We start from the raw sequence: 14,834 nt of genomic DNA, 5'->3' as shown, positions 1-14,834 counted from the left end.
TTGTTTAAGCTTATATCGAATATTTTAGCAAGAAAATGCTTTTTCCTTCGTTCCAAGCAGATATTTCGAAATTTTTAGTTTAAAGTACCTTGATAATTCCATTATGACCGAACACTTAAATCGCCTTACTCCACGACAAATTGTCTTTGAATTGGATCAGTATATAATCGGACAAAATGACGCAAAACGTAATGTTGCCATCGCTTTGCGGAACAGATGGAGGCGGATGAATAGTCCCGAGGATATTCAAAAAGAAATTATTCCCAACAATATCCTGATGATCGGGGCGACCGGTGTTGGTAAAACTGAAATTGCCCGCCGTCTGGCAAAAATCGCAGATGCACCTTTTGTAAAAGTTGAAGCTTCAAAGTTTACAGAGGTTGGTTATGTCGGTCGTGACGTTGAAAGTATGGTACGCGACCTAGTAGAACAAGCCGTTGGTATGGTGCGTACCCAAAAGAAAGAAGAAGTAAAAATCAAGGCTGAACAAGCTGTTGAAGATATTATTCTGGATGCCCTTATTCCTCCGATTCATGGAAGCAGCGCGGTGAAACCTCGTCCTGAAAATGGTGAATCCAATGGAGCGATTCCGGAGGATGACAACGAGTTGAACCAGCGTACACGTGAACGTTTCCGTGAAAAAATCAGAAACGGCGATCTGGATGATCGTAAAATTGAAATTGAAGTTCAGCAAAACCAGTCTCCAAGTGTTGGTATGATCGGCGGTGCCATGGACGATATTTCGATGATGAATATTCAGGAAATGATCGGCAACATGGTTCCCCGTCGTGGTAAAAAACGGAAGGTAACCGTTGCCGAGGCCAAAAAACTTCTGCTGGATGAGGAAGCAGGAAAGCTGATCGATATGGATGAGGTAAAACTGGAAGCCATTCAGAAAGCAGAAAATCTTGGTATTATTTTCATCGATGAGATTGATAAAGTGGCTTCAAGCCGTTCTGGCGGAAGCGGACCTGATGTAAGTCGTGAAGGTGTACAGCGTGATTTGCTTCCGATTGTGGAAGGAAGTGCCGTGAACACAAAACATGGCGTGATCAATACAGATCATATTCTGTTTATCGCTGCCGGAGCATTTCACGTCGCGAAGCCGTCTGATTTGATACCTGAGTTACAAGGACGTTTTCCAATTCGCGTGGAGCTGAATAGTTTGACGGAAAGTGATTTTTATCAAATTCTTAAAACGCCTAAGAACGCACTGACAAAACAATATGAAGCGATGATGGAAGCGGAAGGCGTCGAACTTCAATTTGAAGACGGGGCACTTCGTGAAATGGCGCGTATTGCTTTCGAAGTAAACAGTGAAGTCGAAAATATTGGTGCGCGCCGTTTGCAAACCGTTATGAGCCTGTTGCTGAATGACTTTATGTTTGATATTCCGGACGTAATCGGACCGGATTCTAACATTGTTGTTACCGCGGATCTGGTTAACGAAAAGTTAGCACATTTGATTAAAAACAGAGATTTAAGCCAGTTCATTCTTTAAAATCCTGTTTTAAGAAAAATCCCTAACCCAATGGTTTACGTCAGGTTAGGGATTTTTTGTTTGGAACAGAAGATGGTTATTCTCCTGAGTATAACCATTTTAAAGCTTTTGAAAATTCTTTTCCCCAACATTCTTCGGTATGTTTACCGGTTGGATTCAGGGAAGCTTTTATTTTAACACGGCTGTATCCAAATCCTTGATTTTTTAAGGTTTCCTGCAATTTTTCAATATTAGGAATCATTTCAGAACCTTCCTGTCCGCCACCATATAAGTAAATGCGTGTTTCGAAGGGTTCAAAAAAGTGGATTGCGTCGAAATATATTTTACGTGAGATCCATAAGGAGGGCGAAAAAATCATCAAACGGCCAAAAATATTCGGGTACATAAGTGCAGCATACATACTTAGCAAACCGCCAACCGAACTGCCGCCCATTCCTGTATTCAAACGATCCGGAAGCGTACGGTAAGTTGTATCAATATGCTTCTTAAGCGTTTCAGTAACGAATTTCAGAAACAGATTACCCAGGCCCTTTCCCAGATTAGGATTGTCATAAGGAGAAAATTCCTGAACGCGTTCATCGCCGCCATGGTCTATTGCGACGATTATAACATTGGCCTTATCTTCACCCGCCAAAGCGGCCAGACTTCGGTCAATTTCCCAACTTCCGTAGTGAGAACGGTCACCGAAAAGATTTTGTGCATCGGTCATGTACAAAACCGGATAGCGACGATCAGGTTGCGCGTAATAATCATGCGGCAAAAGCACGTAAACCTTACGCTCTTTTTTCAGCTGCGGGATTTCGAACGTCTCTGATAATATCTCGACGATCGGCATTAAGTCCAGCTTAGTGGACTTATCAAGCTGCCAACGCGTCACAAAATCGTTGATATTTCCTGCATTTTGATTAATATACCGGTTGCCATAAGGTCGTCCATAACGATCAAGTTCTACCTGATCCCAGCCACCTCTTGTATATTTGTATTCAAGTGGAAAAGGAAACCCGAAGTCTGTTGGGAATTGGAAACTGTAACGTCCGGGACCGACCTTCGTCATTTGGTAATGAGGAAGGTCCGGCAACCATTTGCAAAAATTTCCAGTAATAAATATGGGACGATTGTCTGAGTCGGATGTTGTTAACGTTATTGTAAGCGTTTCTTGTAACGTATCTAATTCTTTTAACATTCTTTGCGTAACACGGGGTCGATATGAGGGCGTAAATTTACGACAAAATTGTAACGAGTGGTAACAGAATGAATAGTTTAGCATACATTCTCTATCATTTCTTGACCAAGTTATACTGAATGATAAAATCATGACACTGGCGCATGAATTAATTCAGCTGTAATTCCAGACAATTGGGAATTTGTCTATCTGAAGCTTGGGATTTATGATCAGATACCCGGCTCTATATCAGAATTATACTATGCTGTCAGCTGATTTCCTGCTCAAATCTACGAAATCAAAAGAGAATAGGTGTTTTTCGTCAGCTTCATGATGCGCTCGCTCGGTTTCGTGCCACAATCCAGGATTTTCTATCTGAAAAAAGGTATCGCCTTCGACCCGGGTATGAACTTCTGTGATGTAAATTTTGTCGCAGTTCGCCTGGACCTGACGGTAGATATCACCGCCTCCGATAATAAAAGCCTCTGCTGTTTCAATTTTTTCTGCCTCCTCAATTGCTTCTTGCAAAGAGTGGGTGACAATTGTGCCTTCAAAAGAAAAATCTTTGTCCCGGGTGATGATGATGGATTGCCTCCCCGGAAGCGGTTTTCCAATGGATTCAAAAGTTTTTCTTCCCATGATCATCGGATGGCCCAGGGTGAGTTTTTTGAAACGTTTTAAATCATCTGGTAAACGCCAGATTAATTGGTTATCTAAACCTATAACACCGTTTTCTGAAACGGCAACGATGATTGAAAGAAGCATTTGTTAATTTTTATTATTATGATCAGACGAGCTACCAATTCTTTCGGTGCTCTGCACCTTTGGACTTGTTTTGCAATTGATTTTTCTACAATTATGTCGGTGCTCTGCACCTTGGATTTGTTTTTTTGCAATTGATTTTTCTACAATCATTTCGGTGCTCTGCACCTTTGGACTTGTTTTTGCAATGGATTTTTCTACAATTCTTTCGGTGCTCTGCACCTTTGGATTTGTTTTGCAATTGATTTTTCTACAATTATGTCGGTGCTCTGCACCCTGGATTTGTTTTTTTGCAATTGATTTTTGTACAATCATTTCGGTGCTCTGCACCTTTGGATTTGTTTTTTTGCAATTGATTTTTCTACAATTCTTTCGGTGCTCTGCACCTTTGGATTTGTTTTTTTGCAATTGATTTTTCTACAATTCTTTCGGTGCTCTGCACCTTGGATTTGTTTTTTTGCAATTGATTTTTCTACAATCATTTCGCTGCTCTGCACCTTTGGACTTGTTTTTTGCAATTGATTTTTCTACAATTCTTTCGGTGCTCTGCACCTTTGGATTTGTTTTTTTGCAATTGATTTTTCTACAATTCTTTCGGTGCTCTGCACCTTGGATTTGTTTTTTTGCAATTGATTTTTCTACAATCATTTCGGTGCTCTGCACCTTTGGATTTGTTTTTTGCAATGGATCTTCTACAATTATGTCGGTGCCATGTACCTTGGGTATTGTCGCTATTGAATTTTTGTTTCAAACAGCCGGGTATACTGCTTTTTTAGAACCAACAGTGCAGCGCACCAGAACATTTGTAGAAAAACCAGCTAATCGAATGATTATTAAGGTGCAGCGCACCGTAATATTGTCCGCCTAACTAATATCCAACCCAAACCAATATTTACAATTTCGCCCCTCTCAAAAAATCCCCGATTGCCATTTTCTTTTTCCCCTCCAATTGCAAAACTTCAACAGCAAGCCAAAAATCGCCCGTCCGGAATTGTAAGAGCGTCTTGTTGTCGGTTCTGAATTCTCCTGGTTCTCCGGCACTGGAATCCTCGGTCATACTTGTTTTGAATATTTTGCAGGAAAGTCCGTTCAATGTGGTCCAGGCGGCTGGATATGGCGAAAGACCTCTTACGAAATTATGAATTTTTTCTGCCGGTTTAGTCCAGTCGATCTCACAGGTTTCACGGAAAATTTTTGGCGCAAGCTTAATTTCTTTCGACTCATCCTGAGACTCCTGTGGATAGTTACCTTCCTCAATTGCCCGGACGGTTTTTAAAACCAGCTTTCCGCCGATTTCCATCAATCGCTCATAAACCGAACCGGCATCATCATCAGGCGAGATAGGATCTCTTTCCTGAAAAATAATTTTTCCGGTATCAATTTCTTTTTCAATAAAGAAAGTCGTGACACCCGATTCTGTTTCCCCGTTGATCACCGCCCAGTTGATCGGCGCCGCGCCTCTGTATTGCGGCAAAAGAGAACCATGCAGATTGAAAGTGCCATACTTCGGCATATTCCACACAATTTCAGGCAGCATTCTAAATGCAACCACTACTTGCAAATCTGCATTTAAAGCCTTTAATTGGGCAATAAACTCAGGGTTTTTGAGTTTTTCTGGTTGAAGAACAGGAATTCCCTGTTCTTCTGCGTATATTTTTACGGGGGAAGACATTTGCTTTTGGCCACGGCCGGCAGGTTTATCTGGCACGGTAATTACAGCAATTACATTAGAATTGCTCTCTACCAGACTTCTTAAACTTGGAACAGCAAATTCTGGTGTTCCCATGAAAATGATTCTTAATTTTTCAGGCATGGATTGTATCTGCTTTTGACTATTTGGCTTGTTACCATTTACAAATATTGCTATTTTTGTCGTTCATATTAAAAACAATGGAAAAGATAAAAAGATATCGCTGTCGAAAATCTGAGGTTTTCTAGTCTTCTACTACGGGTTGAAACGAACTCTTGTAGAACGGTCTTGGAACCGTTCTTTTTTTTTTGCCCAGGCACCAATTTTAAACATTGAAAATATTTAAACATAATCAAGAAATGGCTAAAATTTCATACTATACCGAGGAAGGATTAAACAAACTGAAGCAAGAATTAAACGACATGAAAACCAAGGGCCGTACTGCTATTGCTGCCCAGATTGCAGAGGCTCGGGACAAAGGCGATCTAAGTGAAAATGCTGAATATGACGCAGCGAAAGATGCGCAGGGAATGCATGAAATGAAGATTGCGAAGTTGGAGGAAATTATGTCGAATGCTCGTGTTATTGATGAATCGTCGATCGACAATTCGCAGGTTGCGATCCTTTCGAAAGTGAAGATTAAAAACCGTAAAAACGGGATGGAGGTAACGTATACGCTGGTTTCAGAAGAAGAAGCGGATTTAAAAGCAGGAAAAATCTCCATCGGATCTCCAATTGGAAAGGGACTTTTGGGTAAAAAACTGGGAGAAACCGCGGAGATAAAAGTGCCGGCAGGTTTGATGGAATTTGAGGTTTTGGATATCAGCAGATTTAGTGAATAGGATAAAACAGATCGAGGCTGTTTGTTGAAATTACAGATAAGACCGAATAAAAAAATGTTGAATTGCTATATGATTTTTCATAGCGCAATTCAACATTTTTTGTTTAAACTTGGGTTTTACTAAGAAAACTGCGATGAAATTCAAGGGATATTTATTCACATTTTCATTCCTATGGGTGGAGGGAATTGCAATTTTTCCTTTTGTATTTTCAAAAAATAAAAAGCCAGGAAAAGTTCTGATATACCATGAGGTGATCCATCTGCGGCAACAGCTTGAACTTGGTTTGATTCCATTTTACATCTGGTATTTCATCGAATACCTGATCCGGCTGGTTCAGTACCGGAAACATCATCAAGCCTATTTAAATATATCTTTTGAGCGCGAAGCTTATGCAAATGAGCGCGATTTTGAATATCTTGAGAACCGAAAATTCTGGGGATTTCTAAAATATTTATAAAAGAAAAATTCCAGTTACCGAGTGATTACACAATTCAAATAAAATAGTATGACCGAAGAAAGTAAATCGTTTTTATACAAGTATTTAAACAATGCTTCCCCAACAGGATTTGAAGTGACCGGACAACAGATCTGGCTGGATTATATCAAACCTTATATCGATGAACAAATAATTGATGTCTATGGAACGGCAGTGGGTGTCATTGGCGGCGGGCAGGAGTACAAGGTAGTTATTGAAGCACATTCGGATGAGATTTCCTGGTTTGTAAATTATATTTCTGACGACGGATATATTCATGTTCGCCGCAACGGGGGTTCTGACGCAGCGATTGCGCCTTCAATGCGTGTCAACTTGCATACGGCAAAAGGTATAGTAAAAGGTGTTTTTGGCTGGCCCGCAATCCACGTACGTGATACAGCGAAGGATCAGGTTCCAAAAGTGCACGAACTTTTCATCGATGTAGGCGCTGCCAAAAAGGACGAAGTATTGGAAATGGGAATTCATGTTGGCACGGTTGTAACCTTTGTAGACGGTCTGGATGAATTAAACGAAAAATTCTACGTTGGTCGTGCGCTGGACAACCGTATGGGTGGTTTTATGATCGCGGAAGTTGCCCGGATGCTTCGTGAAAATAATGTAAATCTGCCATTTACGCTTTATATCGTGAACGCGGTTCAGGAGGAAATAGGCCTGCGCGGTGCGGAAATGATTTCCCGCAGATTAAAACCTGATCTGGCAATTTGTACGGATGTAACGCATGATACGCAGTCACCTATGTACAACAAAAAAGAACAGGGTGATTTGAAATGCGGAAACGGACCGGTGATCTGTTACGGGCCAGCCGTTCAGAATAATGTGCGTGATTTGTTGATCAATGTTGCCGAGGAAAAGGGTATTCCTTTCCAGCGCCAGGCCGTGAGCCGCTCAACAGGAACGGATACCGATGCCTTTGCTTATTCTACCGAAGGGATTGCATCGGCACTGATTTCTCTTCCTTTAAAATATATGCATACAACGGTTGAAATGGTACATAAAGATGATGTTCAAAACGTGATCCAGCTTATGTATGACGTGCTTCTTTCTCTAAAAGGAAATGAGGATTTCAGGTATATAAAGTAAAAAAATATTGAGTTGTGCATGGAAAAATCTATTCCATGCACAAAAACACTTCATCATATGGACAACAGGGCGAGGGGCAGAGGCGCGGGGATCAACACCGATAATAAATTTCGGAAACAGGAAATTGAATATACTTCGGAAGATTGGATGCAATGGGAAGAGCCTGCAACAAATCCAAAAACACTGTTTATTGAAGAAATTTCAAAGTCAATTCTGAGCAAATCGGATAGTCCTGATCTGCGGCATTTTAATTCAATAAATCCTTACCGGGGTTGCGAGCATGGTTGCATTTACTGCTATGCGCGGAACTCCCACGAGTATTGGGGGTTTTCAGCCGGTCTTGACTTTGAAACAAAGATTGTTGTAAAGAAAAACGCGCCGCAGCTTTTAGAAAAACTTTTAAACTCAAGAAGCTGGGAACCGCAAACTATTTTCTTTTCCGGAAATACGGATTGTTATCAACCTGCAGAGAAAATATACCAGCTTACCAGACAAATGTTGGAAATCTGCTTAAAATATCGGAATCCGGTGAGCATTTTGACAAAAAATGCCCTCATTCTTCGGGATCTTGATATTCTTGAAAAGCTGGCAAAGTTAAATCTTGTTCATGGCGCTGTTTCGATTACCTCGCTGAATGAAGATTTGCGGGGAAAATTAGAACCAAGAACTGTCACAGGAAAACGTCGTCTGCAAGTCATAAAGGCACTTCATGAGGTTGGTGTAGAAATGGGTGTGATGACGGCACCAATTATTCCCGGTTTAAATGATCACGAAATCCCATCAATTATTCAGGGAGCGGCCGAAGCCGGAGCGGTGTGGGCTGGTTATACTGTCGTCAGGCTGAATGGTTCAATCGGAGAGATATTTAATGAGTGGGTGAACCATCACTTTCCCGACAAAGCATCGAAAGTTTTGAATCAGATCAAAGAGTGCCACGGCGGGCAGGTTAATGATTCCCGTTATGGACTTCGCATGAGCGGTGAAGGAAAGTATGCCGAGCATATCCGGCAATTACATGCGCTCGCCTGCCGCAAATATTTTGGTGAGAAAGAGCGAACTGAATTGAATACGTCACTTTTTATAAAAGGTGGACAAATGAAATTGTTCTAAAAATGTTATTTGTCACATCAAATTTCTAAACCCGTTATCTATGAAAAAAAATATTCTGGCTTTAAGTTTTTTTGCCTGTGTCGGCATCATTACCAGCAGTTGTGCCAGTTCGTCAGGAGGTAAAAGTCCTTTTTTGGCGACTGCTGATTCACTTGAAAATAATAGTCAACCAGTGGCCAAAACCATCATAACCGGCGCTGATCAGACTTCCGAATATCTTAAATATTTGAGAGGAAAACGGGTTGCTATGGTCGTAAACCAAACCTCAATTATTGGCAAAACACCGAGTGTTGACAGCCTGCTTGCCTTAGGTATCAACATCGTAAAAATATTTGGTCCTGAACATGGATTCCGTGGAAACGCAAGCAATGGTGCAAAAGTCAGTGATGAAAAAGATCCTAAAACAGGGATTTCGGTGATTTCACTTTATGGAAAATTAAAGAAGCCCAGTAAAGAACACTTAGCGGATGTTGATCTGGTAATATTTGATATTCAGGATGTTGGCTGTCGTTTTTACACCTATATCAATACACTGGATCACGTGATGGAATCGTGTGCTGAAAATAATAAAGAATTAATGATACTTGACCGTCCAAACCCAAATGGTTATGTTGTCGACGGACCGATCCTCGAAAATCATCTTTATTCCGGAATTGGTATGCATAAAATTCCGATCACGCACGGGATGACGATGGGAGAATTTGCACAGATGTTGAATGGTGAAAAATGGCTTCCGGGACAGTTACAATGTAAATTAAAAATCATTAAAGTAGCTAACTACACCCATGATACGCCTTACGATCTTCCTGTTTTTCCATCGCCGAATCTGAATAGTCAGCAGTCTATTGTGCTCTACCCAAGTATATGTCCGTTCGAAGGAACGATTGTGAGCCAGGGTAGAGGGACTTACATGCCTTTTACAGTTTTGGGCGCACCTCTTTTAAAAGGGAAATATGAGTTCTCTTTTACGCCAAAAAGTATTCCGGGGATGAGCGAAACACCCTTGCATCAGAATCAGGAATGTTATGGAGTTGACCTTCGTAAATATGATGTTGCATCTTTGCGGAAGAGCAAACAAATTAATTTGAAATTGCTTATTGAGATGTACAAAGCATACCCTGATAAAGCGAAATTTTTCGATATGTCACAAAGCAAACAAATGGGGAATTTTGATAAACTGGCAGGGACAGAAAATTTGAAAAAGCAAATCATTTCAGGTGTTTCCGAAGAAGAAATAAGAAAAAGTTGGGAACCTGGTTTGACAGATTATAAAAACATGCGCAAAAAATATCTCCTATATCAATAGAAAATATTAGCATTGTATATAACAAAACAACCCTGAGGCATCGTCTCAGGGTTGTTTAATTTTTACTCAACGAGATTAGATATTGTAAAATATATCTATCGGAAGGAATTAAAGTCTTCCGGTTTCATATACGAAAAGAGCGGATCAAATAGATTGATCCGCTCTAAAAAATTCTTAAAAGTTCTGAGAATTAAAACATACGACTGCCTGCCAATCGAGCAAATCTGAAAAGCGGATGTTCCAAAGTTTCAAACAATCAGAATTTTGCAACAAGCACCTTTGGGTCACAGCCCACTGCTGCATTGTTGACAAAGCCAACACTTACATTTGTTATTTTTGTAGATTTTCCTGGTGGTAAATCTTTTTTAATCGTGATTGTTTTAGTCGTCAGTGCCTCCTGAGTATCGGAAAGGTACTTGAATTCAACATCAACACTTTTTGCGGCACGCTTTGTCTTATTTTCAATTTCCAGATTGTGAATTGCAATTCCGCCTACCAAGTGCCATTCATTTTCGATTATCTTGAAGTCTTCCTGAAATTTAGGTTTCTGTATGACCTGAGCGAGTTTTGCAGAATCTTTTTCGTCTAACACGGTGGTGACCGAACCAACCTGTTTCTCTTTCTTCAGGAAATCAAGCTGATTGTAGTAATACAAGATGTAGATAAATGCCAGTACAGGAACAATGGCACTAATCCATTTAAGCCATTCAATTGCTACTTTCTTTAATTTGGAATTTTTACGTTTTCTTGACGGCATTTGTTTGAAATTACGTTGAGAACTGCAAATAAAAGCATCGTTCATAGTAAGAATACTATAAATCGTGAAATTTTACGAAAATTTTTGCAGAATTATTCTCATTCAGCAAGGAAGCCGTTGGTAACCTTGAAAACGAAGTATGTGATACGCTTCTCCGGACTGCTTCCGGAAAAGTTGACAGAAGCAAGTTTTTTAAGTTGTTTTGAAATTAGTTAACCCTACCACCATACATATTCCATGATATTATACAGTATTATAAGCAAAACTAACAATCCAAATAACGAAACAAAAAATCTACTTTTTCCATCGAACACAGATTGATTTTCCTGTGAATCCTTCATGTTTAAAAAATATTGTAGAGGTTATTCTAGAAAGTTAGATTAAATGTATTCTCGTATTTTAATTAAATCAGCGGGTGTATACTATGATCCAGGAATGTGTGTGCCGATGTTCACTAATGGTGACACAAGATTAGGTTTTTCTGCCGGGGGTTACAAACCGTTAACTAAATTAATTCGAGAAAGTGTAGTCGTCTTACAGTTTTGATAAAAACTACTTCAAAGTATTTTTGTAGTAAAAATTTTAATCTGAATAGCGATCAATAATGAGCAGGCATTATTAAAACTAATCCCTGCTTTACGGTTTCGGATTTTTTTTCGTGGTATCCGGATATATGACTCCCCCTGACGTTATGGTCCTTTTTCTTTTTCTTGTATAACTTGTGGTTGAGTCAATGCCAGGTCTGCCGGTGCTGCTTCTGCTGCCGTCAACTGACCCGTTCGTATTAGCATTGCCATTATCATTCAAAATCGGGGCGTTTTCTTTAATTACGGGATCTTTCTGTAAATCCACACGTTTTGACGTGTCCATGACCGTGGTTCTTTTCGAGGTTCTTCTTCGATATGAATCATTACTCTGTGCAAAGGTGAAGAAGGGGAGGGCTAAAAGCGTGGCGGTTAAAAACAATCTGGACTTTTTCATAATTGGTTTCGTTTGAAGTGTTTGACAAGATGAAGTTTTTATTGATAACAAACACTAAAAATATTATTCCATGAGAAGCTTGGTTGATTGCCGGTTTCTTGCCATAAATACAGAAACAGTTCAGCAACTAAATTATCAACTTGATCCACAAATTTTTAGACTTCGGTCAATCGTAATTTTTCTATGTCTGAGCAATCTTCAATTTTGACTATCTCTTAACCAGACGGTCACTATGAAAGCACTATTTATCTCCTTATCTCTACTTTTTACATGTAGTTCTATTTTTGGCCAGACTGTAATAACCGGCAAAATTTCAGATCAAAAAGGCGTAGGAATTTCAGGTGCAAATGTTTTTATCAAAGGTACTTACGATGGAGTTTCGTCAGACGAAAATGGAAATTTCAGATTTGAAACTACCGAAACGGGCAATCAGACAGTGACTTTCCAGGCCTTGGGTTTTAAAGTTCAGGAAAAAGAAACTATCTGTTCGGGTCAGCCCATGACATTTCAAATTACTTTGTCGGAAAGTATCCAGGTGCTTACCGCTGTAACTATCACTGCCGGAGCGATGGAGGCGAGCGACGTGAAAAAAGCTGTTGTTTTGAAACCTGTGGATATTGTGACAACTTCGGGAGCTATGGGTGATATCACAGCTGCTTTGCTGACACTTCCCGGCACTTCCACGGTTGGCAATGATGGCCGCTTATTCGTCAGGGGCGGAGACGCTTCCGAAACTTCGATTTTTATTGATGGATTGCAAGTTGGAAACGCCTATGGTAGCACAGCCACGAATGTGCCTACGAGAAATCGTTTTAGTCCTAATTTGTTCAAAGGCTCTTTTTTCAGTACCGGCGGTTATTCCGCAGAATATGGGCAGGCTCTTTCTTCCGCGCTTGCGTTGAATACGCTGGATATGCCGCTAAGAAATCAGGGTGATCTGAGCATTATGTCGCTGGGAGGCGGGTATACACAAACGCTGGTCGGGAAGAGAAATGCGCTGACAGCTTCGGGGAATTATTATAATCTAGCACCTTATCAGTCGCTGATCAGTCAAAAATTTGACTGGGAAAAAAGTCCGGTAAGCTGGGACACGGAGGTTTCGTTGAAACAAAAATGGGGAAAAGCCGGATTTATCAAGGCATACGCGCATACGGAAGGATCTTTGATGGCAATCTGGCAAGCAGTTCCTGGTGAGGCTGGCAGAGGAAACCGCGTGCAGATCAACAATCGCTATTCCTATGGAAATCTTTCGTTTCGTCAGGTTGAAAAGAATGACTGGTCCTTTTATGGAGGATTAGCCTATTCGCACAATCGGGACGCGGTTAACTTAAATTACGAACCGATTCGCCAGATTAATCAGGTTGGACATGCAAAGCTGGTTGCCGTAAAAGATTTTAGCTCCCAGCTTTCTTTAAAAAACGGAGTAGAATGGTACCTGAAAGCATATTCAGAAGAGTTGGTTGACGATAAACTGAGACGAAATATTTTTGATAATCAATTAATTTATTTTGTAGAAGCCGATTATTATTTCAGCAATAAACTGATTTTTAGAGGTGGACTTCGAAACGGGTATAGTACCATTGCAAAACAATACTGGCTTGATCCCCGCGCATCTCTTGCATATAAAATAAATGACCAGGGACAATTTTCAATTGCTGCCGGCAGATTCCATCAGTTGCCGGATGAGAAGTTAAGAGTTTTGCAAAACAATCTGAAAAATGCCGAAGCCAGTCACTATATCTTTAACTACTTCATTGTCAGTAATAACAGGACTTTACGTGCTGAGGCTTTTTATAAAACTTACGAAAATCTCGCAACATATAGCGGCACAGATCGAGCTCCCGTTAACATCTCACAGGAAGGTTCCGGTTACGCAAGGGGGGCAGATGTTTTTTACCGTGATAAAAAAACTTTCAGAAATACGGACTTCTGGGTTACGTATAGTTTTATCAATAGTAAGCGAAAATATTCTACTTATAAAACGAAAGTACAGCCTTCCTTCGCACCTGAACACAATGGATCGGTCGTGGTGAAACATTTTATAAGCAGCCTAAAATCGCAGCTCGGCACTTCCTGGTCGTGGAATAGCGGTTACACTTTCAATGATCCTAATCTTTCCGGAGAAATGCAAAGTAAAACAAAGGCGTATAGCGATCTCAGTTTCAGTTGGAGTTACTTGCCAAGGCCCAACATGATCTTACACATCGCATGTTCAAATATTCTTGGAAGAAACAACGTGTTCGGTTATACATACGCCAGTCAGCCGGATGAAACAGGAGCATTTTCCAGGATTCCCGAGGGGCAGGGAGCTACAAGAATGCTTTTCGCAGGTTTATTTATCACACTTTCAAAAGACAAAAACGCAAACCAGCTAAATAATCTCTGAAGTCTAATACGAATTGTAACAATCTTACTATCTGAAACTATGAAAAAGTCACTGTTAACAATCACTCTTATTTTTGCTGTGATGGTATCCATTTTCGCGCAGGAAAATCCTTATCATAAAGTAATGATAACCGAAATTAGCAAGTTAGATCAGGCCGATTCGCTTAAAAAATTTCAACAATCTGCCAATGCGTTTTCGCGGATAAGTCAGTTAAATCCAAAGGAATGGCAGCCCTATTACTATGGTGCCCTGGCCTATATTTACCAGGGACTTGACGGTTCTTTGTCACTTGCAAAAAAGGATGAAGCGCTGGCAAAAGCAGCAGAATTAATTAAAAAAGCGGATGCAATTTCGCCAGATAATTCTGAGATCATTACTTTGGAAGGCTTTAAAGTGATGGCAGAAGTAAGCGCAGATCCTGCAAGCAGAGGACAAAGTTTGTCGGGCACGGTGATGAGTAATTTTGGAAAGGCTTTAAAAATAGATCCTGAAAATCCGAGAGCGGCGGTATTAATGGCTCAGATGGAATTTGGTATGGCGAAATTTTTCAACTCTGGTACAGAAAAAGCTTGCGATCTCGTCAAAAAAAGTCAGGTCTCATTTGCTGGTCAAAATCAGAACGCGTTGAAGGCATCGTTGATGCCTTCTTGGGGCAAATTTTTAGCGGATAAATTATCAAAAGTTTGTCAGTAACTGATTATTGATGGACCGGCAAGGCAAAGCAAAAATTGGAATTGCTATTCAAAATCGCATTCTTTGAG

Annotated in this window: 14 protein-coding genes; 8 read left to right on the top strand and 6 right to left on the bottom strand. The window is 40.3% G+C overall.

Going from position 1 to position 14,834, the window contains the following annotated elements:
* The first annotated feature begins 103 nt into the window (after window positions 1-103).
* Entirely contained in the window at window positions 104-1,501 is a 1,398-nt protein-coding gene (gene hslU / locus BMY70_RS11925) for an ATP-dependent protease ATPase subunit HslU (protein ID WP_090335382.1), read from the top strand.
* A 76-nt stretch (window positions 1,502-1,577) separates the two neighbouring features.
* Here hslU and BMY70_RS11920 read toward each other — a convergent pair whose 3' ends face one another.
* From BMY70_RS11920 to fmt, 4 genes are all read right to left on the bottom strand, one after another.
* Window positions 1,578-2,684, bottom strand: a complete 1,107-nt coding sequence (locus BMY70_RS11920) for an alpha/beta hydrolase (protein WP_090335381.1) — start codon at window positions 2,682-2,684, stop codon at window positions 1,578-1,580.
* A gap of 234 nt (window positions 2,685-2,918) precedes the next feature.
* Entirely contained in the window at window positions 2,919-3,428 is a 510-nt protein-coding gene (locus BMY70_RS11915; RefSeq protein WP_090335380.1) for a dihydrofolate reductase, read from the bottom strand.
* A 3-nt stretch (window positions 3,429-3,431) separates the two neighbouring features.
* Complete coding sequence (locus tag BMY70_RS11910; RefSeq protein WP_090335379.1) at window positions 3,432-3,833, bottom strand: hypothetical protein; 402 nt, start codon at window positions 3,831-3,833, stop codon at window positions 3,432-3,434.
* A gap of 484 nt (window positions 3,834-4,317) precedes the next feature.
* The gene (gene fmt / locus BMY70_RS11900) at window positions 4,318-5,238 is read right to left on the bottom strand and encodes a methionyl-tRNA formyltransferase (protein ID WP_229209575.1); all 921 of its coding nucleotides are present in this window, start codon (window positions 5,236-5,238) and stop codon (window positions 4,318-4,320) included.
* 236 nt (window positions 5,239-5,474) lie between these two features.
* Between fmt and greA the strand changes: the two genes are divergently transcribed.
* The 5 genes from greA to BMY70_RS11875 all read left to right on the top strand — a co-directional run bounded on the left by greA (window position 5,475) and on the right by BMY70_RS11875 (window position 9,949).
* Window positions 5,475-5,957: a transcription elongation factor GreA gene (gene greA, locus BMY70_RS11895; RefSeq protein WP_090335377.1), complete on the top strand. Its 483-nt coding sequence runs from the start codon at window positions 5,475-5,477 to the stop codon at window positions 5,955-5,957.
* A gap of 133 nt (window positions 5,958-6,090) precedes the next feature.
* Window positions 6,091-6,414, top strand: a complete 324-nt coding sequence (locus tag BMY70_RS11890) for a hypothetical protein (RefSeq protein WP_090335376.1) — start codon at window positions 6,091-6,093, stop codon at window positions 6,412-6,414.
* A gap of 48 nt (window positions 6,415-6,462) precedes the next feature.
* Window positions 6,463-7,533: a M42 family metallopeptidase gene (locus tag BMY70_RS11885; RefSeq protein ID WP_090335375.1), complete on the top strand. Its 1,071-nt coding sequence runs from the start codon at window positions 6,463-6,465 to the stop codon at window positions 7,531-7,533.
* 57 nt (window positions 7,534-7,590) lie between these two features.
* Window positions 7,591-8,643 carry a PA0069 family radical SAM protein gene (locus BMY70_RS11880; protein WP_090335517.1) on the top strand — a complete coding sequence of 351 codons (1,053 nt, stop codon included), beginning with the start codon at window positions 7,591-7,593 and terminating at the stop codon, window positions 8,641-8,643.
* 40 nt (window positions 8,644-8,683) lie between these two features.
* Window positions 8,684-9,949 (top strand): exo-beta-N-acetylmuramidase NamZ family protein, encoded by a 1,266-nt coding sequence (locus tag BMY70_RS11875; protein WP_090335374.1) that lies wholly within the window; start codon window positions 8,684-8,686, stop codon window positions 9,947-9,949.
* Window positions 9,950-10,205: 256 nt separating this feature from the next.
* Here the strand turns inward: BMY70_RS11875 and BMY70_RS11870 are convergent, their stop codons facing one another.
* Window positions 10,206-10,706, bottom strand: a complete 501-nt coding sequence (locus BMY70_RS11870) for a hypothetical protein (protein ID WP_090335373.1) — start codon at window positions 10,704-10,706, stop codon at window positions 10,206-10,208.
* Window positions 10,707-11,342: 636 nt separating this feature from the next.
* Complete coding sequence (locus tag BMY70_RS11860) at window positions 11,343-11,687, bottom strand: hypothetical protein (protein ID WP_143072086.1); 345 nt, start codon at window positions 11,685-11,687, stop codon at window positions 11,343-11,345.
* 232 nt (window positions 11,688-11,919) lie between these two features.
* Here BMY70_RS11860 and BMY70_RS11855 point away from each other — a divergent pair, with 232 nt between their 5' ends.
* Together BMY70_RS11855 and BMY70_RS11850 are read left to right on the top strand one after the other, a co-directional pair.
* Window positions 11,920-14,073: a TonB-dependent receptor gene (locus tag BMY70_RS11855; RefSeq protein WP_090335370.1), complete on the top strand. Its 2,154-nt coding sequence runs from the start codon at window positions 11,920-11,922 to the stop codon at window positions 14,071-14,073.
* A gap of 39 nt (window positions 14,074-14,112) precedes the next feature.
* Window positions 14,113-14,766 carry a hypothetical protein gene (locus BMY70_RS11850; protein WP_090335369.1) on the top strand — a complete coding sequence of 218 codons (654 nt, stop codon included), beginning with the start codon at window positions 14,113-14,115 and terminating at the stop codon, window positions 14,764-14,766.
* The last annotated feature ends 68 nt before the right edge of the window (window positions 14,767-14,834 follow it).

Source organism: Dyadobacter koreensis, from assembly GCF_900108855.1.
GTDB lineage: Bacteria > Bacteroidota > Bacteroidia > Cytophagales > Spirosomataceae > Dyadobacter > Dyadobacter koreensis.
The sequence above is the reverse complement of the archived record's forward strand: the minus strand, read 5'-3'. Positions and strand labels throughout refer to the sequence as shown.

Coding starts and splice junctions, on each gene's coding strand:
- BMY70_RS11870 (WP_090335373.1), bottom strand. CDS start 10,706: ATGCCGTCAAGAAAACGTAAAAATTCCAAATTAAAGAAAGTAGCAATT.
- fmt (WP_229209575.1), bottom strand. CDS start 5,238: ATGCCTGAAAAATTAAGAATCATTTTCATGGGAACACCAGAATTTGCT.
- BMY70_RS11920 (WP_090335381.1), bottom strand. CDS start 2,684: ATGTTAAAAGAATTAGATACGTTACAAGAAACGCTTACAATAACGTTA.
- greA (WP_090335377.1), top strand. CDS start 5,475: ATGGCTAAAATTTCATACTATACCGAGGAAGGATTAAACAAACTGAAG.
- BMY70_RS11850 (WP_090335369.1), top strand. CDS start 14,113: ATGAAAAAGTCACTGTTAACAATCACTCTTATTTTTGCTGTGATGGTA.
- BMY70_RS11855 (WP_090335370.1), top strand. CDS start 11,920: ATGAAAGCACTATTTATCTCCTTATCTCTACTTTTTACATGTAGTTCT.
- BMY70_RS11915 (WP_090335380.1), bottom strand. CDS start 3,428: ATGCTTCTTTCAATCATCGTTGCCGTTTCAGAAAACGGTGTTATAGGT.
- hslU (WP_090335382.1), top strand. CDS start 104: ATGACCGAACACTTAAATCGCCTTACTCCACGACAAATTGTCTTTGAA.
- BMY70_RS11885 (WP_090335375.1), top strand. CDS start 6,463: ATGACCGAAGAAAGTAAATCGTTTTTATACAAGTATTTAAACAATGCT.
- BMY70_RS11860 (WP_143072086.1), bottom strand. CDS start 11,687: ATGAAAAAGTCCAGATTGTTTTTAACCGCCACGCTTTTAGCCCTCCCC.
- BMY70_RS11875 (WP_090335374.1), top strand. CDS start 8,684: ATGAAAAAAAATATTCTGGCTTTAAGTTTTTTTGCCTGTGTCGGCATC.
- BMY70_RS11890 (WP_090335376.1), top strand. CDS start 6,091: ATGAAATTCAAGGGATATTTATTCACATTTTCATTCCTATGGGTGGAG.
- BMY70_RS11880 (WP_090335517.1), top strand. CDS start 7,591: ATGGACAACAGGGCGAGGGGCAGAGGCGCGGGGATCAACACCGATAAT.